Origin of the sequence: Sapientia aquatica, from assembly GCF_004358105.1 — a bacterium.
In the GTDB taxonomy this organism is placed as follows: Bacteria; Pseudomonadota; Gammaproteobacteria; order Burkholderiales; family Burkholderiaceae_D; genus Solimicrobium; species Solimicrobium aquaticum.
The window spans coordinates 467488-489856 of the sequence record NZ_SMYL01000001.1 but is presented as its reverse complement, the minus strand read 5'-3'; the positions used below and the strand labels follow the sequence as shown (position 1 = coordinate 489856).

The following is a 22369-nucleotide window of genomic DNA, read 5'->3' as shown; positions in this document are numbered from 1 at the left end:
TAATCTGACCAACAAAATTTAAGCCGCATCGGCCATATCAAGTTGGTCGGCTGATTCCAGCAAAGATTGCACGGCGCGCTCAAACAATGGAGCCACTTCGACGAAGCGCGCACGCTCATTTTTTAACATACGCCGGAACATGCGCACACTGACGATGGAGGGAGCTGGTTGGCCGTTCATGGTCAAAATCAAATTGGACGAATTGGGGCTAATCCAATTTAAACGACCTCGTGTCGATTGTCCGTACAAATTAATTTCCACAATCACGCCGCTGCGCAAGCGCTCCAAAATATCGACTTCACCGTCTTCATTGAGCGGCAATAGTTGATCGTTGAGTAGCGATTGCATCGTTTCATCCACATCAGAACTACCGGATTGTTGCGGAGTTGATGGCGGGGTTGATGAAGCACTCGCTGCGCTATGCTGACTAGCATGCCCATCGGCATACTGGGCTAAGGTTTCACTCGCGCTCATCGCGCCTGCTTCTGAACTAGTCGCGCCCTCTTCGCCGAACAAGGGGTCATCGAGCAAATCGAGTCCAACCGCATCTGGCGTTGCATCTAAATCTTGTAGCAATCCAACTTGATCTAATTCGGCTTCTAGTTCTTTGATCGCTTCATCCAGCAAAACTCGATTCAGACTGATGGGATGTTGCGGCAATTCAGGTGATTGGTTGGAATTTGCGTCAGCAGCTGTTTGAGCGGATTCAGGTTGCGACGAAGCGCTTGCTGCCGATTCAGACGTAGCTGCCTTCTCAGGAGCGACTTCATTCGGATAAATAAATTGATGAAAATGGCGCTGCACTTCAGCCAGCGAAATCACCGCTTCATCGGTAGCAACAGCGCGCATGACCGTGGTATGTGCATCGACCAGCCAATTTAATAGGTCTTGCTGATGCTCGGGCAACCACGCGACCAAGCTCATGCCTTCGCGCAGCACGGGCACTAATCCAGGAATGAGCTGCAACAACATCGAGCGATCATCGCGTGTAACTTTGGGCAAAATACTCCACAACAAATTCGGCACCAGCAAACGGAAGCGGGTTGAATCTACATTGGAATTGCGCTCAACACGCTCAATGACGTGCGACCAAGTATCAACTAAAAAGCGGCGCAAATACGGCGTAATCAGCATGCCGGTCAGCATGGTTTCTAACTCGGCACTCGCTTGATAAAAACGTTGCGAACGGTGTTCGGCATTGACGACAACTTTGACAGCGTTTTCTACTTTGGCGTTGGAGGCCAATAATTCTCGCGCAATAAAAACGTCAAGCTGATCTAGCATTTTGCTAAATAGCTCGGGGTTTTCAGAGTCGCTGGCTAATAATTCTTCCACTATTCGGCAAATTTCGGCTGAGATACGTTCGCCAGTTGGGTCGATTTGTTGCAACCCGACTGAAATCGAACCAATACGATTAACTAATAAACGAGCTGGATGGCTTTTCTTGGTTAATAACGCCGAATCCATCAAGGCCATTTTTAGAACGGAAAACTGCAACCGTCCTAATTGCGCCCGCACTTCAGCGGGAACTTGATGATCTTTCAAAATAAATTCAAACAACATCGCGACGATATCAATCGTCATTTTTTCGTGCTGATCGGCCGCCAACGCATTTAAGTTGTCGCGCCGCTCAATAATTAAATTTCGCACCTCGCCATCGGAGCCAGTCATTTCGCTGGTGGATGGAATCGGCGCGCGCAGCGCATTATTTAACTGCGGTGAAATCGTGATGAAGCCGGATGATCCGTCTTCGCGTCCATACTCGCCGCCCGCACCAGCGGCATAACCGCCAGCGCCGCCGGCTTGTCCGCCCGCTTGCGCCTGCATCGCCCCACCGAAAAATACTTTACGCAAGGTACTACCAACTTCCTGCGCACCTTCGAGCCAACCCGAGACGGCAGATCCGGCCTGACTAAATAATTGGTTAACTGCGTCGGTTGCACCGCCGCCATTTGAATTGGCAGCGCCAGATCCGCCGCCTTCAAATCGTTGGTTTCCCTGCCCAGCGCCACCGAATGCGCCTTCAGCGCTACCCGACCCACTTCCTGCCGCGCCGCCCATACGCTGGATATTGCGACTTCTCACCATTTGAATTAGCTGCTCGATTTTTCCAACGCGAGGCTGACTTGGTGCTGAATTAGAATTGGTTTGGCTAGATTGTAAATTCGAAAAGTTACGTGCATGTTGCGATTGATTGTCGCGCTGCGATTCTGGATGATCGGCGTCGTCTAAATTGCTCTCGGCATCGTAGCCAACTGGATTAGTTAAATCCGATGGCATGCGCTGCGGCTTAAATTGCAATTGCGCTGCCACGCCAAAATTGGATAAATGCTCGTTAATGCTTTCGTACAGCGAAGCCACGTCAACGAGCAATTCCTCAGCTAATTGATCGGTAATGACGACCGCCATTTCGCCTTCAATTCCCATAGCTTCGACGCCCAAAATCAAGCTGCGGGTGAGCAAATACGGGCGGAATGGATTCTCGCGTTCGGCGATATCGTTGCGCTCAAACAAAATCGCAATACGAATATTTAAGTCGCGTAATTGTTCTTCGGCTTCACTGCGAAAACGGCTGGTGATGATATCGATGCGCAATTCATCTTCAAATGCGGTGATATCCATTAATTCCATCGTGGTGGCTTTTTTCGAATTAAAAAAAGACGGACGAAAGGTGTCGTATGCAGTTTGAAAACTGCGTTCTAACAAGGAATCTAATTTGGATTGAAATTGCGTGGTGAATTTTTGCTCGTTGCTGATGAGCGTTGAGCGTGCGTCCATGAATAAGCGTTGTTGTTGCGAGCTTTTACTTTTATCGGCTTTGTCGTACAGTTTTTCGTACGAGCGACGAATCGCGATCAGAATTAACTGCCCAAACACTTCGAGATATTGAGTGCGGCTTGATTGAAGTAAAGTATTACGATCCATTACGCTTTTCCTGAGCAAGTCGTCTTAAAAAAGTACGTTTATTGCAATAAGATAATATTTCCTAAGTGTACTTTTAAATAATGTTAAATGGCAAAATTTTCGATGAAATTTAACAATATATTTAAAAAAAGAAACAAATGTGTATGTTTGTTAAAATAAACTTTCCACAAGGAAATTTTCAATTAACAAATCCAAGCAAATTCATTTACTCAAATTAGGCGTTGCGCGGGCAACAAACAAGTTCACAACCGGTTCAGGCATGAAAAAAGGGAAGAATTAATCTTCCCTTTGATTTTTGCACCAACTTGATCGCAAACTACAGCCCTGTTTGCTCGGAAATGTAGTGTTTCATTTTCTGCACATCCACTGGCATCACCACAAATTGCTGCGGTAAGGCTTCAATGTTCTCAAATCCCGCAGGACGCGGCGCGTCGTGTCCCAATGCTTCGCGGATGGTTTCGTTGAATTTGGCCGGCAATGCGGTTTCCAACACAATCATCGGAATCGCCCGATCGCGCTGTTCCAAGGCGACTTTAATCCCGTCAGCCGTATGTGTATCCACGATCACACCGTAACGCTGTTGCACCATCCGAATCGTCGCTAAGCGATCGGCATGCACCGATTTACCGGAACTAAAACCATAGTCAGCAATGCGTTTAAATTCGTCGCCATCGCTACCCGGACCGCCCGACAAATCAAATCCACCTTTGGTTTCTACTTGACGGAATAGCGCCGCCAAACGCGTGCTATCGCGCCCAATCAAATCAAACACAAAGCGCTCAAAATTAGACGCCTTAGAAATGTCCATCGACGGACTACTGGTGTGATAGGTCTGCGCCGATTGCCGTACCTGATATTTGCCGGTTTTAAAGAACTCGTCCAAGACATCGTTTTCGTTAGTGGCGACCACCAATTGGGCAATCGGCAAACCCATCATGCGCGCGATGTGGCCAGCACAAATATTGCCGAAGTTACCCGATGGAACGGTGAACGAAACTTTCTCGGTATTGGATGAGGTCGCGCTTAAATAACCACGGAAGTAATACACCACTTGCGCCACAACACGCGCCCAATTGATTGAATTGACGGTACCAATTTTTTGCTGGCGTTTAAATTCCAGATCGTTGGACACAGCTTTAACTAAATCTTGGCAATCATCGAACACGCCTTCCACTGCGATATTGAAAATATTGGCGTCGTTTAAGCTAAACATTTGCGCGGTTTGAAACGCGCTCATTTTTTGATGGGGCGAGAGCATAAAGACCCGGATCCCGCGTTTGCCGCGCATGGCGTATTCGGCGGCGCTACCGGTATCACCAGAGGTTGCGCCAAAAATATTTAATTCGGCATGCTGCTTATCGAGCGTGTATTCAAATAAATTGCCCAACAACTGCATCGCCATGTCTTTAAATGCCAGCGTCGGGCCGTTGGATAATTCTTGCAAATACAAACCGTCTTCTAGTTTTTTTAACGGTGTGATTTGTTCGGCATTGCCATTGCTGGTGTTGCGATAAACCTCAGCGGTGTAGGTTTTTTTGGTCAGCTCGCGTAAATCCTCGAGCGGAATATCGGGCGCAAATTTGGCCAAAATCGCGCTGGCTAAATCGGCATACGATAATTGACGCCAAGCAGTCAACTCTGCATCGCTAATTTGTGGATAAGTGTCAGGCAAGTACAAGCCGCCATCTTCGGCCAAGCCACCTAACAAAATCGTCGAAAAAGAATGTTGCGCAGCAATGCCGCGAGTAGATACGTAATGCATGAGAATTGGCTGAAAATAAGTTGAGGGTATGGGACGCTGCGATTAATAAAAATTGGGGAAATTGGCCTAAAACTGAATTTACCACGGTCAGATTATAGCCTTAGTGCCTAGCTTTAGCCTAGTTTGTTTCTTGCATAGCATGCAGTGCGCCGAGTTCCGCTTCGGTAAAACCCGCGGCGCGACGGGCATCTAAATTAAATGGGCCGCGCAATTTGGGTGCTTTGTATTGCACTGTCAGCTTGGCGTACTCGGCAACCGGCTCCAATCCGCGCTCAGCACATATATGCGCGTACCAGCGATTGCCAATGGCGACGTGGCCAATTTCGTCACGCAAAATAATATCGATAATGGCGGCCCCTGCTTCATCACCGATTTGACTCAATTTATTTCGCGTGCTGGGGGCGGCGTCCAACCCGCGCGCTTCCATCGTGCGCGGCACCAGCGCCATGCGGGCCAAAATATCTTCCTGGGTTTTGGCCACCATTTCCCACAAGGTGTCATGACCGGGGAAATCGCCGTACTCAAATCCCAGCGTGGTCAGATGTTGCGCTAGGAGCGAAAAATGCAGCGCTTCTTCGGCGGCGACTTTGAGCCAATCGACATAATAATCAATCGGCATCGCCGGAAAGCGCCAAATCGCGTCTAAAGCTAGGTTGATCGCATTAAATTCAATATGGCACAAGGCATGCAACAAAATCGCCCTGCCTTCTAACGTTCGCATCGTGCGGCGTTTTACATTGAGTGGCGGGACTAATTCAGGCTTGGCTGGTCGCCCTGGAATATCTTGCCCCGCGTCAGACAGGTGGATTGCGGTATCCAGCCCGATGTGTCCGACTTGGTACTGCTGCTGCAAAGCCATCGTTTGCGCGACTTTTTGAGCGGGATCGGTTTGCGCCAAAATCAATAAAGCTTGTTGACGGAGTTCGGGGTGATTGGGCGACATGGAGGACAGCTTTACCAAAAAAATAGAAAATTCACGACGAATGAAACTGGATTGAGGCTAAATTAGAGCCGACTTAGAGCCGAATTAACAACAAATCAAACCACTCCTGATGCAGGGTAAAATAGCGACTTTTATCCCAGCAACTATTTTACGCAGTTTGCCAAGCAGCCTACAAATTAACTTCACCCTGAAAGTGACTCCATCATGGCTATTTATCAATTAAGCGAATTCACTCCCCAAATTGACGACAGCGTTTTCGTGGCTGACTCTGCCAACGTCATCGGTAAAGTCGCCCTAGCGGCGCATTCTAGCGTGTGGTTTGATGTGACGATACGCGGCGACAATGAGCTCATCAGCATAGGCGAAAACAGCAATGTGCAAGAGAGCGCCGTGCTACACACCGATGTCGGCTACCCAATGACGATCGGCAGCAACGTCACCATCGGTCATCAAGCAATGCTTCATGGCTGCACCGTTGGCGATGGCGCGTTGATCGGGATTCAGGCGGTTGTGTTGAATGGCGCGATAATCGGCAAAAACTGTTTAGTCGGCGCGGGGGCATTGGTCACCGAGGGTAAAAGTTTCCCTGACAACTCCTTAATTATTGGTACACCAGCCAAAGTAGCACGCACGCTTACGGACGAAGAAATCAGCAATATGCACAAAAATACTGCCAACTACGTCCAACGCGCGCAATTGTTTAAAACTCAGTTGGTTCGGTTGAAATAAACCTTTTCAGCACAATATCCGCCCATTCCTTCATTTGAACTAAGCCCCACTCCATGACCAATACTTTGCAAAAATTTATGTTTGACGACGCCACCGTGCGCGGTGAGTTGATTGAACTCAACTCAAGTTGGCAAGAGGTGCTCACCCACCACGACTACCCACTTCCAGTTCAAACATTGCTCGGTGAGTTGACCTGCGCGGCCGCATTATTAAGCGCCAATTTAAAATTCGATGGCAGCATGATTATGCAAATCCACGGTGATGGTGCGATCAAATTATTGGTGGTGGAATGCAATAGCAATTTGCAGATCCGCGCCATGGCTAAATTGGCGGATAACGTTGTCATCGCGGACGACGCGACGTTAGCCGAACTGATTAACGCACAAGGAAATGGCCGCTTCGTCATCACGCTCGACCCCAACAACAAAGTCCCGGGGCAGCAAGCCTATCAAGGTATCGTGCCGTTAGAAGGCGATACCATTGCAGCGATTATCGAGAGCTACATGAAGCAATCGGAGCAACTCGATACCAAGCTGTGGCTGGCATCAAACGATGAACTGTGCCGCGGCATGTTGTTGCAACGGTTGCCGTATCACGGCGGTTCGGGTGAGCGCGAAGAGGAGCAAAGTCAGCAAGCCGAGAATGCCGAACAAGCTTGGCTGCGCGCTTGCATCTTGGGCAGCACGCTAAAATACGATGAGCTAATCACCACCGATATCGCGACCTTATTACATCGTTTATTTTGGGAAGAAAGCCTGCGCTTGTTTGACCCGCAACCGATCACAGTGCATTGCACTTGTAGTCGTGAAAAAGTCGGCAACATGCTGAAAATGTTGGGTAAACAGGAAGTCACCGAGGCGGTAACAAGTTTGGGTAAGCTCGACATTAATTGCGATTTTTGCGGCAAGCCTTATAGTTTTGATGCGGTCGATTGCGCTCAATTATTTATCGCGCCGGAAGTTGCTATCACGCCTAATAACGACCACACGCACTAACAAAATCAACTTTGCATTCGTGATTCGTTTGTTACTCTGAGAGGGAATTAAATAGGCCTTTGACTTTATTTTAGCCGCTTGCTGTCGTTGCGCTTTCCGAGCAAATCACAAAATTTGAGTCATAAAAAAGAGCCGCTGATTTAGCGGCTCTTTTTATATTTCATGTCAGTTAAAAATTACTTCAACTGCTCCAACAACAAATTCAAAATCTTCTCAGAAGCGGTTGAATTCTCTGGTGTGCCATCGTTATTTTGAATCGTCACATGAGTTAAGTTTTGCTCACCTTTGACCAAGATACGATAGCGCTTAGTATCTTTTTCTTTGTCGCTAGAGAATATCTTAGCGAAGAATCCTTGACTGCTTGATGCGCTGTCTTGATCAATATAACGCACGAAATAAATTCCTTGAGCGCGATCGCGATCTTCAACAGTAAAGTTCACCCGATCCAACGCCAAACCAACCCGACGCCAAGCGCGATCAAAACTTTCTTCCACATCGATCGAGGCAGTTGAGCCAACTTTAACAAATTTGGCTTTAACAGGCAGAACGACAGTGCCGGCAACAATTTCCTTAGCCTTTTCTTCAGTAGCACCTAAACGCACCATTAAACGCGACAGGAACGCGACTTCTAGACCTGGATCGTTAGGACGCGCTGCCCATGTTGAACCAGTCTTGTCACTACCGGTCAAGACTTCTTCAACACCACGGTGGCTGATGTAGACTTCGGTCGAACCATCTTCGCGACGCTCTAAACGGGTGCGGAATTTATCGCGCTCACCAGTTGAATACAGCGAATCAAACACATAGCCGATTGTTTTACGCAAAAAATCTTGCGGAATCTTGGCGCGGTTTTCCGCCCAATCGGTTTCCATTACGCCAGCGGCTGGAGTTTCTTCATTAATCAAGAAACCATTTTCTTGCCAGAAGTCTTTAATTTTTGGAAATAACACGTCAGCATTTTGCGGCACGACTAACCAACGCTGCGAACCGTCACGTTCGATGTGCATGTTTTGCCATGAATTTAGCGCCACACTCGTTGACGTTACCGCTGCAGGTATATTGGCTGCGCCGGCTGTTCGGGAGGCGTTAAAGCCTGAAGCAGTTAAGGGTCCTGTCGAACCATTTTCTGGAATTGAATAGCGATTATCACGGGATATCTGGCTCAAATCTGGAGGAACATCCAGTTTTGGCTCAACTTTCTTTTCACTCGCGCTTTTGTAATCAATCTTATCTGGTGTGAACAAGCTGCCAGCAGTGCTGCAACCTGCAATTGCCACAACAGTCAGCAAAGGGATTAATTTAGTCAGTGAATTATTGCGAATAGTCATTTAGGTACAAACTCAAAGTTAAAATTCTTCAGTGCATGGCTAAGGCCGACACCAACGTAAAAACGCGCTACAACTGCTATATCAAGTTCTACAAATCGCTATTATTTATTTGTGCAGCAATCCGGCATCGCGTAACGCGCTGCCAAGACTTTCGTGATACTGCGCCGACAATTCAACCAATGGCAAGCGAATGCCACTTGGAATCAAGCCCATTGCGTTTAAGGCCCATTTTACTGGAACCGGGTTAGGCTCAAGAAACAATTTTTGATGTAAAGGAATTAATGCCTGATTTATCTCTTTGGCTTTAGCAATATCGCCGCGCATCGCCGCTTGACACAGCTCGTGCATCGCACGCGGAGCAACGTTGGCTGTAACCGAAATATCGCCCTTACCGCCGCATAACATCAACGCCATCGCCGACAAATCATCGCCTGAATAGACGGCGAAATCGGCTGGAACCATGCCCAACAATTCGATATCGCGACCGATGTTGCCGCTTGCTTCTTTGACGCCAACGATATTCGGAATATGCGCTAAACGTGCGATGGTCTCGTTCGACATATCGGCTACGGTGCGACTTGGCACGTTGTACAAAATAACCGGCAAATCGACCGACTCAGCAATCTTTTTGAAATGCTGATACATGCCTTCTTGCGTTGGGCGATTGTAGTACGGCACAACCTGTAAGGACGCATCAGCGCCAACTTCTTTGGCGTAGCTTGTTAAGGTAATGGCTTCTTGAGTGGAGTTACCGCCTGAACCGGCGATGATAGGAATGCGCTTATTGGTGTGTTCTACAGTCAGGCGAATTAATTCTTTGTGTTCTTCGACCGTCACCGTGGAGGATTCGCCCGTTGTGCCGGCGATTACGATACCGTCGGTGCCTTCGCTAATATGCCAATCTATTAACTTGCGTAAGCCCGGAATATCCAAACTACCATCTGCATGCATCGGTGTAACAATTGCAACTAAGCTTCCCGTAATCATCGTCATGATAAAGCATCAAAAAATATAAAACGTCGATTGTATCGGATAGAAGTTCAACACGCTAACTTTTACTAAAATAAAACAAGTTATCTAACTGGCATAAATTAGTGCAGCAAACGAGAGATATTGTGAAGCTCAAATCCGGGCTTTAGAACACACTTTATGGCGTCGGCAATGCAACATCTGCCGAAGCGCTTTTCTTAATACAAATTCGCTGCACGACCGCCTGTTTGGGCTGATCGACAAAACCACCTTCGTAGGCAATGACGTTAAAGGTTTGATTAGGAACCAAGACCAGCAAACCGAGCAATTCATTGGGCGCCAACAAAAAGTCGGGGTTGGTCGGTTTGCCAAATCGTTCATTGCCTTGGGCGAAGGTCTCGATAATTAACACGCCTTCCGGCGCAAGACTGGCCAAAATATGCGGAAACAAGGGGCGATATAGATAATTGCAAATCACAATCCCTGAAAAACGCTGGTCCGCAAATGGCCAGACAGATTCTTTTGCTTCCAAATCGTGACACAGCGTTGACACGCCTAATTTAGCTGCTTTAGCCAGCAATACTGGATCACGATCCAGCGCTAATACTTGGTTCCCGTTAGCCAAAATAGCCGGACAATTGCGCCCTGCTCCGCTGGCCAGATCCAGCACTTCGCCTTTGGGAATGAGGTGAATATACCGTTTCAGCCAGTGCGATGCGGGCGGCAATGCGGGCTCGGTGTGGAGTTCGTCTGAGACAGAATGAGTCATGTAAGTATCAAATTAGGTATAGCTAATTCCCATGGCCTCGCGCACGTCGCGCATGGTTTCTTGGGCCAACTTGCGGGCTTGATCGCAACCATCGGCGGCGATGGCGCGCACCAAACTTGGGTCATCCAAATATTGTTGCGCCCGCTCGTGCATGGGTTCTTGCTCTTTAATAATGGCGTCGATGACTGGCTGCTTACAATCAAGACAGCCGATTCCAGCGCTTTTGCAGCCTTTTTGCACCCAGAGCTTGGTGGCTGGATCGGAATACACCTGGTGTAATTGCCAAACGGGGCAACGTTCGGGGTCGCCCACGTCGGTGCGCCGAATGCGGGCTGGGTCAGTCACCATGGTGCGAATTTTTTTGGTGACGACTTCTTTATCTTCACGCAGTGAAATCGCGTTGCCGTAACTCTTGGACATTTTTTGTCCATCGACACCCGGCAAGCGCGATGCGACAGTTAATTTGACTTGTGGCTCGACCAAGATCAGCTTGCGGCTGCCTTCTAAATAACCAAATAAGCGCTCGCGGTCGATCATGCTTAAATTTTGCGCGTCATTGAGCAGCGCGTGGGCTTGCTCAAGCGATTCGACTAAGCCTTTTTCTTGGAATTCGTTACGCAACTCGACATATAACTTGGCCCGCTTGCTGCCGAGTTTTTTGACGGCTTCCAGCGCATTCTCTTCAAAGCCTTTTTCTTTGCCGTACAGATGATTAAAGCGACGCGCCACTTCGCGCATCAATTCCAAATGCGGCACTTGATCGTCACCTACCGGCACTTGGCTGGCGCGGTAAATCAGGACATCGGCCGCTTGCAGCAGGGGATAGCCGAGAAAACCGTAAGTCGCCAGATCACGATCTTGCAGCTTTTCTTGTTGGTCTTTGTAGGTTGGGACGCGCTCCAACCAACCGAGCGGAGTTGCCATCGACAATAACAAATGTAATTCGGCGTGCTCGGGCACTTTGGATTGGATAAATAACGTCGCTTGGGACGGATCAACGCCAGCGGCTAGCCAATCGACGAGCATGTCCCAAGTGTTTTTTTCGATATTGCTAGGATCGTCGTAGTGCGTGGTGAGCGCATGCCAATCGGCGACGAAGAACAAGCAAGGCATTTCAGCCTGCATTTTGATCCAGTTTTTTAAAGCACCGTGGTAGTGCCCTAAATGCATTGCGCCAGTGGGGCGCATACCAGAAACAACGCGTTCAGGATACATGGATTTTTTTGATCACTTAATGAGAAACTGCAGAGGTGAAAGAATGAGATGCAATGATTTTTCTGTTAAAAACATCACTGGAATTAACCAGTAATTAAACAATTTCAACCACATCAAACCTAACACAATAAAAAAACCGTAGGGTTCAATTTTTGAAAACTGGATGGCTTGTTTCATCGGCAGCAGACTAGTCAAAATACGTCCACCGTCGAGCGGCAACATCGGAAATAAATTCAACGCAAACATCACTAAATTAGACACAATTCCCGCTTCCGTCATGCGCAGGAGAAAGGGTTCTGTGACTTGCGTAATGGCGAGCACGTAAGCACCGATCATCCAAGCTAGCGCCATGAAAAAATTCGACGCTGGCCCCGCCAATGCAACCCACGCCATGTCACGTTTTGGGTTACGCAGGCGACTGAAATCAATCGGCACTGGCTTGGCGTAGCCAAACACAAAACTACCACCGGTCATTAAATACAAGACCACTGGAATAAGCAAAGTACCAACGGGATCGATGTGCCGAGCCGGGTTTAAGCTCATGCGCCCGCGCGAATAAGCCGTATCGTCACCGTAATATTTGGCCGCATACGCGTGTGCAGCTTCGTGCAAAGTGATCGCTAAGACCACCGGAATGGCGAACACCGCCAAAGTTTGGATTAATTCATTCATAGAGCCGAATTCTACCAGAGCAACTAATAGACTTGTTATTTGTATGGTTATTCATCGTTCAGAATAGGCTCATAGGCCAAAAATACTGACGTCGCCGCGGCCTTGGCGGATAAGCTGGGTTTCCGCGCCCGTCAGATCAATCACCGTGGTAGGCTCGAGGCTGCATGCGCCGCCGTCGATGATTAGCTCAATTTGACGTTCAAGAGCATCACGGATTTCTTCCGGCTCATTTAACGGTTGCTCGTGATTGGGCAAAATTAGGGTAGTACCTAGCAAAGGCTGGCCTAATTCGGTTAGCAATTCATGAATGATTTTATGTTCCGGCACACGCAAACCTATGGTTTTGCGCGAAGGATGGGATAAACGGCGCGGGACTTCTTTGGTCGCTTCCAAGATAAAGGTATAAGGCCCAGGCGTGGCTGCTTTCAATAAGCGATATTGGCGATTATCCACTTTGGCGTAGGTGGCGATTTCACTTAAATCGCGGCACAGCAAAGTTAAATGATGTTTTTCATCGACTTCACGAATGCGACGCAAGCGTTGCACGGCGTCCTTATCATCCAAATGACACACCAAGGCATAGCAAGAATCGGTTGGCACGGCAACTATCCCGCCGGCATGAATAATCTGGCACGCCTGTTTGATTAAGCGGCTTTGCGGGTTATCGGGGTGAAGGTAAAAATATTGGCTCATATGGATTAACGACTATGCCCAAGTGGACTGAATCGGGCTTAGTCATCAAGTAGTTAGGGGATTAAAGTGAGTTTGTTCGTATTTAACTTAGCTAGATTTAATGTGGATTAACTAATGTCAATTTAGTCGAACGAGATTTATTTTCCAGCATTACGCAAAGCGGCAATCCGCTGTTCCATCGGTGGATGGGTAGAAAATAATTCAGCGATACCCGCTTTATCGCTGATTCCTGATGCGGCCATGGATTTTGGCAATTCGCCCGGCACCAAACCACCCAAGCGCGACAAGGCATTAATCATCGGCTGACCATTGCCCAACAACTTGGCCGAACCAGCGTCAGCGCGGAATTCACGTTGGCGCGAGAACCAGCAAACAATAATCGAGGCGGCAAATCCGAACAGAATTTCGCACACTAGCACGGTCAGCATATAGCCGATACCGGGACGATCATCATCATTCTTTTTGAAAAACGCTTGGTCAACCGCATAGCCAACCACACGCGCTAAAAATACGACGAAGGTATTCACCACGCCCTGAATCAATGTCATCGTGATCATGTCGCCGTTGGCAACGTGCGCCACTTCGTGACCTAAGACCGCTTCGACTTCCTCGCGGGTCATGTTTTCTAACAAACCGGTTGACACTGCCACCAGAGCCGAATCTTTAAACGCACCGGTCGCAAACGCATTGGGCGCGCCTTGATAAATCGCCACTTCTGGCATGCCGATACCTGCGCGCTCGGACAGCATTTTAACGGTATTGACCAGCCATAATTCGGTGCTATTGGATGGCGCTTGAATCACTTGTGCGCCGGTTGACCATTTGGCCATCGGCTTACTAATGAGTAAGGAAAAAATCGCGCCGGTAAAGCCTACCACCAGCGAAAACACCATTAACATCCCTAAATTAAGCCCATTTGCAGTCAAAAAGCGATTAACTCCGAGCAATGACAGCACTACGGACATCACTACCATGACCGCCAAGTTGGTGGCTATAAATAGAAAAATACGCTTCATAGAATTACTCTCCAAGGACACTGAATCAACTAAATAGAGCGCTAAATGGGGTGAATTTCAATAAATTCAAGATAAAGTTTAGGTTTTACACAACACGGGGCTGATCGCGTTGCCGGCAAGCGGACTTAAAACCAATCATGCCAAACCGGTTTTAAATTGTCGGGGAGCGGCGGCAATGCGCCTAAGTCAATTCGGGATTCGCCCGGACCATGAAAATCCGACCCGCGTGAAGCCAGCAAGCCATAGCTTTGGGCTACTTTGGCATATTCATCGAACTGATCCGGCGTGTGGCTGCCGGTGACCACTTCAATGCCCTGCCCGCCGAATTGTTTGAATTCATCTAAAAATGCCGACATTTGCATGGGCGTTAAATCGTAGCGACCGGGATGAGCGACAACGGCGAGTCCACCGGCCGCGCGTATCCAACTCACTGACTGTTCTAAACTGGCCCAGCGATGCGGGATGTAACCGGGCTTGCCTTCGACTAAATAGTTTTCAAAAACGTGTTTTACGTCCTTGCATACGCCGGTTTCGACCAAGAAGCGGGCGAAATGGGTGCGGGAAATTAACTCAGGATTACCGACATAAGTCAGCGCGCCCTCGAAGGCATTCGGAATACCAACGTCCGCCAATAAGGCGCTGATCTCGCGCGCCCGTTTTTCACGCCCATTGCGCGTGTCGTGCAAACCTTGAATTAAGGTTGGATTTGTTTCATCGACTTGCAAACCGACGATATGTATGGTTTTGGCGGCCCAGGTGATCGAAATTTCGACTCCGGTGACATGGCGCATTCCCAGCGCTTTGGCGGCGGCGCGGGCTTCGGCCATTCCACCTACTTCGTCATGGTCGGTCAGCGCCCATACGTCCACCCCGTTGGCACTGGCGCGTGCAGCGACTTCGGCGGGAGCGAGCAAGCCATCGGAAACGGTCGAATGGCAATGTAAATCAATGTTTAACATAGTGAAATGAAGCCAATAAATTCTGTAAAAGTCTGACCAACATTGTACTCCGCTTCCACTTATGTTGAACTAAGTTGAACTAAAGCAATTTAGAATGCAATTCGACCAACTCGTTATGAGCACCCAAGATTAGCCCAGAAATTCTTCAATTAATCCGGCTAACACGACAGGCTGATCGTGATGCAGCATATGTCCCGCCGCGCTGACCACTTCTTTGCGGACTTGCTTAAAATAGGTTAAACGGCGATCCGCCTCTGGGCGAGCAACTTCTTTACCGCCGAGCAAAGCAAAAATCTCGGTTTGATCGGCTTCGACCCACAACACCGGCGCACTAATTTGCTCCCAGCACGCCATGACTTCTTCGACGCGATACAGAATAGGACTGGACATCTTATGCGCTGGATCGCCCAAAATCTCCCACTGACCTAGGTCGTTTTCACGCGCCCAGTGTTGCGCTAAAAAAGCGGCGCGTTCATCGGATAAGCGCGGATTAGTTTTTTGTAAGCGCTGAGCGACTTCGGCAGCGCTACGGTAGGTGCGCATCTCCGGCTTTTGGCGTAATTCATCCAACCATTTTTTATAACGCTTTGGCGCTTGGTTCGGCTGGGTGACCGGCAAGCCAAAACCTTCCAAGATAATTAATTTGGCAATGCGCTCAGGGCGAATTCCGGCATAAATTCCCACCACGTTACCGCCCATGCTGTGACCGATTAAATTGATCGGCGCATCGGGGCTGTAATGATGCAAAATCGCGTCAAGATCGGCCAAGTAATCAGGAAACCAGTACGAATCCGTTTTAGGGCCAGTCGTTAAACCAAAGCCGCGTAAATCGGGCGCGATGACATGCCAATCTTGTTTTAAAGCATCCACCACAAATTGAAACGAGGCGCCTACATCCATCCAACCGTGCAGCATGAATAACTTTGGAGCCTCAGGGTTGCCCCAATGGCGGCAGTGATAGCGATGATCGCGGATTTGGATGAAGTCGGAAGTCGAGTTTTTCATAAAAATGTCAATAACGTTAAAAAGAGCATGGTCGTGCTAATTGGTGCCGAATTATACCCGAGCAGTGGGCGCAACCCACCTCAACAGCCCGATCACAGGTTAACAACTTCGCTGATATCGATTGTTGAACTTATCGAGTTTCGCTGACTTTTGCTGGTTTTTGGCGATTTGTGCTTTCCATTTGGAAATATAATTAACGCAAACGTATCTCGCACCACGCGCCACTATTTTTCACACTAGGTTGATATGACCACAGAAACAAGCACGGCTGTAGACCGTAACGCCTCGAATAATTCCGTAGTAGCCATTCCTTTTTGGGATGCGTGTTTGTTTTGGCTAAAACTAGGATTCATCAGTTTTGGCGGTCCAGCGGGACAAATCTCTATCATGCATCAGGAATTGGTGGAGCAGCGCCGCTGGATTTCAGAGCGCCGTTTTCTCCATGCGCTCAATTTTTGCATGCTGTTACCCGGCCCAGAAGCTCAACAGTTGGCCACCTATTTAGGCTGGCTTATGCATAAAACCTGGGGAGGAATCGTCGCTGGCGTTTTGTTTGTTCTGCCCTCGTTATTTATCTTGATTGGCTTATCGTGGATCTACATCACCTATGGCGAAAGCACGCTTATTGCAGGACTGTTTTACGGGATTAAACCGGCGGTAACGGCGATTGTTTTGCAAGCAGCTCATCGCATAGGTTCTAAAACGCTCAAGAATCGTTACCTTTGGGCGATAGGTATTTTGTCCTTTACTGGCTTAGCCGCGTTTGATCTGCCGTTTCCATTGATTGTTGCCAGCGCGGGCATCATCGGCATATTCGGCGGCAAATTTGCACCGACGAGTTTCCAATCCGCACCACACAAAACAACGCTCAACGCCAACGCGGCTCCAGCGATTATTGATGATCACAGCCCAACACCGCAGCACGCGCTGTTCCGCTGGACCAAGCTCATCAAAGTCGTCGCGGCCTGCGCTGTCTTATGGATATTGCCGATGGCGGCGTTAACCTATTCCCACGGTTGGAATAGCCCGCTGACGCAAATGGGCTGGTTTTTCACCAAGGCGGCATTTCTAACTTTTGGCGGAGCTTACGCAGTGTTGCCTTATGTGGTGCAAGGCGCGGTCGGTCATTACGGTTGGCTTTCAACGCCGCAAATGATGGATGGCTTGGCATTAGGAGAAACGACACCTGGCCCGCTGATTATGGTGGTCGCGTTTGTGGGTTTTGTTGGCGGCTATACCAAGGCGGTTTGTGGGCCTGAATTGCTGTTTGTTGGCGGCGCGTTAGCGGCCTGCTTGGTCACGTGGTTCACTTTTTTGCCCTCGTTTTTATTCATTTTTGCGGCGGGGCCACTGATTGAATCGACCCACAACGAAATCAGCTTTACCGCTCCATTGACCGCAATCACGGCGGCAATCGTGGGCGTTATTTTGAATTTGACGCTGTTTTTTGCCTATCACGTTTTATATCCACATGGACTTGCCGAACATATTGACTGGGCGGCTTGCAGCGTGGCGTTCATCGCGTTCTTGGCATTATTTTTCTTTAAACAAAAAGTCACTACCGTGATTGTTGAATGCGCTATTTTGGGCTTAGTCTATTCCCAGTTCATGCATTATTTTCACTAAAAATCGCTAAAACCTCAATAAATTCAATCACTTATTCGACCAGCAATTATTTCATCAACGTTCGTTGACTTTTTCAACAAGCGTTGATAAAGTTCCGCATAGAAATTTTTAATGGCCGAATTTATGTCCCTACAGCAAAAACGCTCCGATGAAACCCGCGCTGCCATTTTGTCAGCCGCTCAGCAATTATTTGCCAAATCGGGTTTTGATCGCACCACCGTGCGCGAAATTGCTCAACTCGCCGGCATCGATGCCGCCTTGGTGATTCGCTACTTTGGCAGCAAAGAAGCGTTGTTTGCCGATTCCGTCAGCGTGGAAGTTGTTCTGCCCAACCTCGACGAGATCCCACCAGAAAAAAAAGGCGAAGCGCTGACCAAACACTTTTTATACCAATGGGAATCGAGCCCCACCAAAGATGTATACCAAGTCTTGCTGCGCTGCGCCGCTGCGAACGAACACGCGGCTGAGCGCGCCCGAACCATTTTCGCGACGCAAATTCTGTCGGGCATTGCCAAAATCAAACATCAACAAAATCCGCGCCAATGCGCTGGGTTAATCGCGTCGCAATTTATCGGCTTGGCGCTGTGCCGCTACATCATTCAGTTGCCGCCCATCGTGGCCATGACGCACGAAGAAATTATTCGCTACATCGGCCCGACCATTCAATCGTATATGGATGCCAAAACTAGCGACGAATAAATCGGACTGGTTTTGACGACAAACTCAGAATCCAGAAAGCTTGATTAAAGCCAAATCAAACTGTTTTTATTTCACTAAACTGCCTTATTCTTTACGACAGGATTGCGCACTATGAACAAGACAAAAATACTGATAGCCGTTGCCGTTATCGCCCTGATCGCGGCGGCTGGGTATATCTATGAGCAACGACATCAAACGTCCGAAGTAACGCTGTCGGGCAATGTCGATATTCGCCAAGTCAATTTATCGTTTCGGGTCGCGGGTCGCTTAAAGTCGCTCAACGTGGACGAAGGCGCGCAAGTCAAAGCCGGCGATGTGTTGGGCCAACTCGATGATGCGCCCTATCAAATTAGTTTGGTCGATGCCAAAGCCAATCAAGCGGCGTTAGAAGCTCATCACAATCTCTACACCAAGGGCTACCGCAAAGAAGATATTAAACAAGCCAAAGCCAATCTCGATACCCGCATTGCCGCGCAAGTCAATGCGCAGCAATTTCTCAAACGCCAGCAGCAATTAACCGGCACTGGCGCAGCGTCACAACGTGCCTTGGACGACGCGCAATCTAACTTCGACCAAACCAGCGCCCAAGTCGATGCCGCTCGCCAGCAATATTTAGCGTTGAGTACCGGTTTTCGCAAAGAAGAAGTAGCCGAAGTAAAAGCCAATCTCGAACGCGCCAGTGCACAAGTCAACAATGTGCAATTGCAATTGGCCGACACCGTTTTAATTGCGCCATCCAACGGCATTATTCTCACCCGCGCTGTCGAACCGGGCACAATGCTCGGTGCTGGCAGCAGCGTATTTACCTTGTCGCTGACTGAACCAGTTTGGGTGCGCGCTTATGTGGCTGAAACCGATTTAGGCAAAGTAGCTCCGGGTACCAAAGTCAACGTCTATACCGATTCACGCAAAAAGCCTTACAGCGGCACGGTAGGCTTCGTATCACCCACATCGGAATTCACTCCTAAGAATGTTGAAACCGCTGATTTACGCACTGCCTTGGTCTATCGCCTGCGCATCATCATTGACAAGCCCGACCAGCAATTACGCCAAGGCATGCCAGTTACCGTCAAAATTTCAAAAAGCGCCTCATGACAGCCTTAGCGAGCGCACAGCCGATTGCTAACAATAGCGACGACAGCGCGATTACCATCACCAATTTGCAGCATCAATTTGATGGCAAAGTGGCGCTACGTGATATCAACACAACGATTAAGCGCGGCAAAATCACCGGCATCGTTGGCCCCGATGGTGCAGGTAAAACCACGATTATTCGACTGCTGGCAGGGCTGCTTAAAGCGACCAGCGGCCAGATTCGAGTCGAACAACTCGACCCAATTGCCCAAGCCAATACGCTGCGCCCGCAGCTCGGATACATGCCGCAAAAATTTGGCCTATACGAAGATTTAACGGTACAAGAAAATTTAGATTTGTATGCTGAACTGTGCGATTTATACGGCCAACAACGCCAAGCCAGCTTTAAGCAATTACTCGAATTCACCGACTTAGCGCGTTTCATCGACCGCCCTGCTGGCAAACTCTCAGGCGGGATGAAACAAAAACTCGGGTTAGCCTGCACCTTGTTAGGCAAGCCCAAAGTCCTGCTGCTCGATGAACCCAGCGTGGGCGTTGATCCAATTTCGCGCCGTGAGCTGTGGAAGATGGTCGGCCAATTGGCCACCGGCGGCATGACCGTGATTTGGAGTACGTCGTATTTAGACGAAGCCGAATTATGCAGCGAAGTATTGCTGATGAACGAAGGACGAGTGGAATACAACGGCCCGCCCAGCACGCTCATCAACAGCATGAAAGGTCGCAGCGTACAACTGCGCGAGATGCAAGGTAACAAACGCGCCATTCTCAAAACCGCCCTGCGCTCACCTTGTGTGATCGACGGCGTTATTCAAGGACATTCGTTGCGGCTAGTCTTAAAAACCGCGGGGCAATTGCCGGATTTAGCTAGTTTAGGGGCTGGTGCCACAGCGCATTTCGTGGACGTTAATCCTTGTTTAGAAGACGCCTTTATCGACATTTTAGGCGGCGGCCCCGGAGGCGATTCGGTCCTAGCTGACCACATGCCCCAAGCGCGACTTGATCCCTCAATTGATCAAAATGCGGTAATTGAAGCGACCGAATTGACCCGCGTTTTCGGCGACTTTGTGGCGACCGACCATGTCAATTTCCGCGTCAAGCGCGGCGAGATTTTTGGCTTGCTTGGGCCAAATGGCGCGGGCAAATCCACCACCTTCAAAATGATGTGCGGTCTTTTACGCCCAAGCAGTGGCAGCGCCAAAGTCATGGGTATCGATTTGAAAAAAAGCGCTAGTAAAGCGCGCGCCCAATTGGGTTATATGGCGCAAAAATTCGCGCTGTATGGCAATTTAAGCGTCGCGCAAAATTTGCATTTTTTCTCGGGCATTTATGGCTTGCGCGGCGACAAGCAACGCGACATGGTGAATGACATGGTGCGGGTATTTAATCTGGAGCCATATCTCGATACCCAAGCCAACACGCTTCCGCTGGGTTTTAAACAGCGCTTGGCGTTGTCTTGCGCCATCATGCACCAGCCACCGATTTTGTTTTTAGATGAACCGACTTCTGGCGTCGATCCAATCACGCGGCGTGAATTTTGGACCCATATCAATGGATTGGTTGAAAAAGGCGTCACCGTGATGGTCACCACTCACTTTATGGATGAGGCCGAATACTGCGATCGTATTGGTTTGATTTATCGCGGCCGCACGATCGCGGCGGGAACGCCGGACGAGCTGAAAGAAATGGCGACCTTACCTAGCGAAACCAATATCACCATGGAAGAAACCTTTATCCGCTTGGTTGAAAAAGACGATCAAGAACGCGAACAAAAACTACCCTCGGTGAGAGCCAACGCATGAGCATCCTCAATATCAACCCGCGCCACCTTTGGGCTTTATGTCGCAAAGAAAGCTATCAAATCGTGCGCGACCCAAGCAGTATTTTGATCGCCTTTATTTTGCCGGTGATTTTGCTGTTTATTTTTGGCTACGGTATCAATCTTGACACCAACAAAGTCAAGCTAGGCGTCGTAATGCAAGACAATGGCGCGGAAGCGCAGCGCTTTGTTGATGTATTAGGCGGCTCGCCTTATATAGAAGTCCACCACAGCAATTCGCGCGCTGACATGCAAACGCAATTGCAAAACGGCGTGGTGCGCGGCGTGCTAATTGTAAACTCAGATTTCTCCGCCAAAGTGCGCCAACATCAAGGCCCCGCCGCCATGCAATTACTGACCGATGGCGCGGAGCCGAATACGGCCAATTTTTTATCCAGCTATCTGCAAGGCAGTTTGCAAGTTTGGATTAATCAGCGCAGCAACGATCAAGGCCTAGCAACAATTGCATTGACCACCTTGGAGCCGCGTTACTGGTTTAATCCAACCACGGTCAGCCGTAATTTTTTGGTTCCCGGTTCCATCTCGGTGATTATGACGGTCATCGGTGCCTTGCTCACTTCGTTGGTAGTGGCGCGTGAATGGGAGCGCGGCACGATGGAAGCCTTGCTGTCCACTTCGGTCACGCGCAGCGAATTGCTACTGTCAAAAATTATTCCGTACTACTTACTTGGCATGGTCGCCATGTCGCTTTGTGTCTTAGTCGCCACTACGCTGATGGATATTCCATTTCGCGGCTCGTTCTGGGTCTTGTTTATCGTCAGTAGCTTATTTTTAGGCAGCGGTTTGGGACTGGGGTTATTTTTATCGACGGTGACACGCAATCAATTCATCGCAGCACAGTTCGCGTTACTCGCGGCATTTTTACCTGCGACGATGTTGTCCGGTTTTATCTTTGAAATTTCGAGCATGCCCGATGCGGTGCAGGCGATTAGTTATTTAGTTCCGGCACGCTATTTTGTGGGCGCGTTACAGACCTTGTTTTTAGCGGGCGATATTTGGCCGGTTATTTTATTAAATTCTTTTTTCTTATTGGTTTCTGCTTTGTTTTGGTTAGGCTTAACAGCCATCAAAACAGCCCGCCGACTAGACGACTAAACCAGAAAAGCAACCTAAAAATAAGTTAGAAAGTAAG

The 22369-nt window shown here is 48.9% G+C and carries 19 protein-coding genes; 7 read left to right on the top strand and 12 right to left on the bottom strand.

The window, feature by feature from the left end:
- Positions 1 to 18 precede the first annotated feature (18 nt).
- From E2I14_RS02245 to E2I14_RS02235, 3 genes are all read right to left on the bottom strand, one after another.
- Positions 19 to 2925 carry a DUF1631 family protein gene (locus E2I14_RS02245; RefSeq protein ID WP_133324995.1) on the bottom strand — a complete coding sequence of 969 codons (2907 nt, stop codon included), beginning with the start codon at positions 2923 to 2925 and terminating at the stop codon, positions 19 to 21.
- 316 nt (positions 2926 to 3241) lie between these two features.
- Entirely contained in the window at positions 3242 to 4687 is a 1446-nt protein-coding gene (gene thrC / locus E2I14_RS02240) for a threonine synthase (RefSeq protein ID WP_133324993.1), read from the bottom strand.
- Between the two features lie 118 nt (positions 4688 to 4805).
- Complete coding sequence (locus E2I14_RS02235) at positions 4806 to 5630, bottom strand: ferritin-like domain-containing protein (protein ID WP_133324991.1); 825 nt, start codon at positions 5628 to 5630, stop codon at positions 4806 to 4808.
- A 204-nt stretch (positions 5631 to 5834) separates the two neighbouring features.
- On the opposite strand from E2I14_RS02235, the gene E2I14_RS02230 reads away from it, so the two are divergent.
- Together E2I14_RS02230 and hslO are read left to right on the top strand one after the other, a co-directional pair.
- Positions 5835 to 6359, top strand: coding sequence for a gamma carbonic anhydrase family protein (locus E2I14_RS02230; protein WP_133324989.1), 525 nt, complete (start codon positions 5835 to 5837; stop codon positions 6357 to 6359).
- Between the two features lie 53 nt (positions 6360 to 6412).
- A complete protein-coding gene (gene hslO / locus E2I14_RS02225; protein WP_133324987.1) occupies positions 6413 to 7354 on the top strand; it encodes an Hsp33 family molecular chaperone HslO in 942 nt (313 codons plus the stop codon).
- 176 nt (positions 7355 to 7530) lie between these two features.
- Here hslO and bamC read toward each other — a convergent pair whose 3' ends face one another.
- From bamC to E2I14_RS02180, 9 genes are all read right to left on the bottom strand, one after another.
- Positions 7531 to 8682, bottom strand: coding sequence for an outer membrane protein assembly factor BamC (gene bamC / locus E2I14_RS02220; protein ID WP_133324985.1), 1152 nt, complete (start codon positions 8680 to 8682; stop codon positions 7531 to 7533).
- A gap of 105 nt (positions 8683 to 8787) precedes the next feature.
- The gene (gene dapA / locus E2I14_RS02215) at positions 8788 to 9669 is read right to left on the bottom strand and encodes a 4-hydroxy-tetrahydrodipicolinate synthase (protein WP_133325720.1); all 882 of its coding nucleotides are present in this window, start codon (positions 9667 to 9669) and stop codon (positions 8788 to 8790) included.
- A 160-nt stretch (positions 9670 to 9829) separates the two neighbouring features.
- Positions 9830 to 10420 (bottom strand): class I SAM-dependent methyltransferase, encoded by a 591-nt coding sequence (locus E2I14_RS02210; protein WP_133324983.1) that lies wholly within the window; start codon positions 10418 to 10420, stop codon positions 9830 to 9832.
- A 12-nt stretch (positions 10421 to 10432) separates the two neighbouring features.
- The gene (locus E2I14_RS02205) at positions 10433 to 11635 is read right to left on the bottom strand and encodes a tryptophan--tRNA ligase (RefSeq protein WP_133324981.1); all 1203 of its coding nucleotides are present in this window, start codon (positions 11633 to 11635) and stop codon (positions 10433 to 10435) included.
- Between the two features lie 12 nt (positions 11636 to 11647).
- Complete coding sequence (locus E2I14_RS02200; RefSeq protein WP_133324979.1) at positions 11648 to 12307, bottom strand: site-2 protease family protein; 660 nt, start codon at positions 12305 to 12307, stop codon at positions 11648 to 11650.
- Between the two features lie 69 nt (positions 12308 to 12376).
- Positions 12377 to 13000, bottom strand: coding sequence for an L-threonylcarbamoyladenylate synthase (locus tag E2I14_RS02195; RefSeq protein ID WP_133324977.1), 624 nt, complete (start codon positions 12998 to 13000; stop codon positions 12377 to 12379).
- Between the two features lie 137 nt (positions 13001 to 13137).
- Positions 13138 to 14016, bottom strand: coding sequence for a protease HtpX (htpX, locus tag E2I14_RS02190; RefSeq protein WP_133324975.1), 879 nt, complete (start codon positions 14014 to 14016; stop codon positions 13138 to 13140).
- A gap of 125 nt (positions 14017 to 14141) precedes the next feature.
- Complete coding sequence (locus tag E2I14_RS02185) at positions 14142 to 14975, bottom strand: 3',5'-nucleoside bisphosphate phosphatase (RefSeq protein WP_133324973.1); 834 nt, start codon at positions 14973 to 14975, stop codon at positions 14142 to 14144.
- Positions 14976 to 15104: 129 nt separating this feature from the next.
- Positions 15105 to 15980, bottom strand: a complete 876-nt coding sequence (locus tag E2I14_RS02180) for an alpha/beta fold hydrolase (RefSeq protein WP_206105562.1) — start codon at positions 15978 to 15980, stop codon at positions 15105 to 15107.
- 246 nt (positions 15981 to 16226) lie between these two features.
- On the opposite strand from E2I14_RS02180, the gene chrA reads away from it, so the two are divergent.
- From chrA to E2I14_RS02155, 5 genes are all read left to right on the top strand, one after another.
- A complete protein-coding gene (chrA, locus tag E2I14_RS02175) occupies positions 16227 to 17606 on the top strand; it encodes a chromate efflux transporter (RefSeq protein ID WP_133324969.1) in 1380 nt (459 codons plus the stop codon).
- A 111-nt stretch (positions 17607 to 17717) separates the two neighbouring features.
- Positions 17718 to 18305 (top strand): TetR/AcrR family transcriptional regulator, encoded by a 588-nt coding sequence (locus E2I14_RS02170; protein WP_133324967.1) that lies wholly within the window; start codon positions 17718 to 17720, stop codon positions 18303 to 18305.
- 111 nt (positions 18306 to 18416) lie between these two features.
- On the top strand, positions 18417 to 19400 hold the full coding sequence (hlyD, locus tag E2I14_RS02165; protein WP_133324965.1) for a secretion protein HlyD: 984 nt from the start codon (positions 18417 to 18419) through the stop codon (positions 19398 to 19400).
- The gene (locus E2I14_RS02160; protein ID WP_133324963.1) at positions 19397 to 21199 is read left to right on the top strand and encodes an ATP-binding cassette domain-containing protein; all 1803 of its coding nucleotides are present in this window, start codon (positions 19397 to 19399) and stop codon (positions 21197 to 21199) included. The genes hlyD and E2I14_RS02160 overlap by 4 nt, the downstream gene beginning before the upstream one ends.
- Positions 21196 to 22332: an ABC transporter permease gene (locus E2I14_RS02155; RefSeq protein ID WP_133324961.1), complete on the top strand. Its 1137-nt coding sequence runs from the start codon at positions 21196 to 21198 to the stop codon at positions 22330 to 22332. The genes E2I14_RS02160 and E2I14_RS02155 overlap by 4 nt, the downstream gene beginning before the upstream one ends.
- Positions 22333 to 22369: the final 37 nt, after the last annotated feature.

Coding starts and splice junctions, on each gene's coding strand:
- E2I14_RS02245 (WP_133324995.1), bottom strand. CDS start 2,925: ATGGATCGTAATACTTTACTTCAATCAAGCCGCACTCAATATCTCGAA.
- thrC (WP_133324993.1), bottom strand. CDS start 4,687: ATGCATTACGTATCTACTCGCGGCATTGCTGCGCAACATTCTTTTTCG.
- E2I14_RS02235 (WP_133324991.1), bottom strand. CDS start 5,630: ATGTCGCCCAATCACCCCGAACTCCGTCAACAAGCTTTATTGATTTTG.
- E2I14_RS02230 (WP_133324989.1), top strand. CDS start 5,835: ATGGCTATTTATCAATTAAGCGAATTCACTCCCCAAATTGACGACAGC.
- hslO (WP_133324987.1), top strand. CDS start 6,413: ATGACCAATACTTTGCAAAAATTTATGTTTGACGACGCCACCGTGCGC.
- bamC (WP_133324985.1), bottom strand. CDS start 8,682: ATGACTATTCGCAATAATTCACTGACTAAATTAATCCCTTTGCTGACT.
- dapA (WP_133325720.1), bottom strand. CDS start 9,669: ATGATTACGGGAAGCTTAGTTGCAATTGTTACACCGATGCATGCAGAT.
- E2I14_RS02210 (WP_133324983.1), bottom strand. CDS start 10,420: ATGACTCATTCTGTCTCAGACGAACTCCACACCGAGCCCGCATTGCCG.
- E2I14_RS02205 (WP_133324981.1), bottom strand. CDS start 11,635: ATGTATCCTGAACGCGTTGTTTCTGGTATGCGCCCCACTGGCGCAATG.
- E2I14_RS02200 (WP_133324979.1), bottom strand. CDS start 12,307: ATGAATGAATTAATCCAAACTTTGGCGGTGTTCGCCATTCCGGTGGTC.
- E2I14_RS02195 (WP_133324977.1), bottom strand. CDS start 13,000: ATGAGCCAATATTTTTACCTTCACCCCGATAACCCGCAAAGCCGCTTA.
- htpX (WP_133324975.1), bottom strand. CDS start 14,016: ATGAAGCGTATTTTTCTATTTATAGCCACCAACTTGGCGGTCATGGTA.
- E2I14_RS02185 (WP_133324973.1), bottom strand. CDS start 14,975: ATGTTAAACATTGATTTACATTGCCATTCGACCGTTTCCGATGGCTTG.
- E2I14_RS02180 (WP_206105562.1), bottom strand. CDS start 15,980: ATGAAAAACTCGACTTCCGACTTCATCCAAATCCGCGATCATCGCTAT.
- chrA (WP_133324969.1), top strand. CDS start 16,227: ATGACCACAGAAACAAGCACGGCTGTAGACCGTAACGCCTCGAATAAT.
- E2I14_RS02170 (WP_133324967.1), top strand. CDS start 17,718: ATGGCCGAATTTATGTCCCTACAGCAAAAACGCTCCGATGAAACCCGC.
- hlyD (WP_133324965.1), top strand. CDS start 18,417: ATGAACAAGACAAAAATACTGATAGCCGTTGCCGTTATCGCCCTGATC.
- E2I14_RS02160 (WP_133324963.1), top strand. CDS start 19,397: ATGACAGCCTTAGCGAGCGCACAGCCGATTGCTAACAATAGCGACGAC.
- E2I14_RS02155 (WP_133324961.1), top strand. CDS start 21,196: ATGAGCATCCTCAATATCAACCCGCGCCACCTTTGGGCTTTATGTCGC.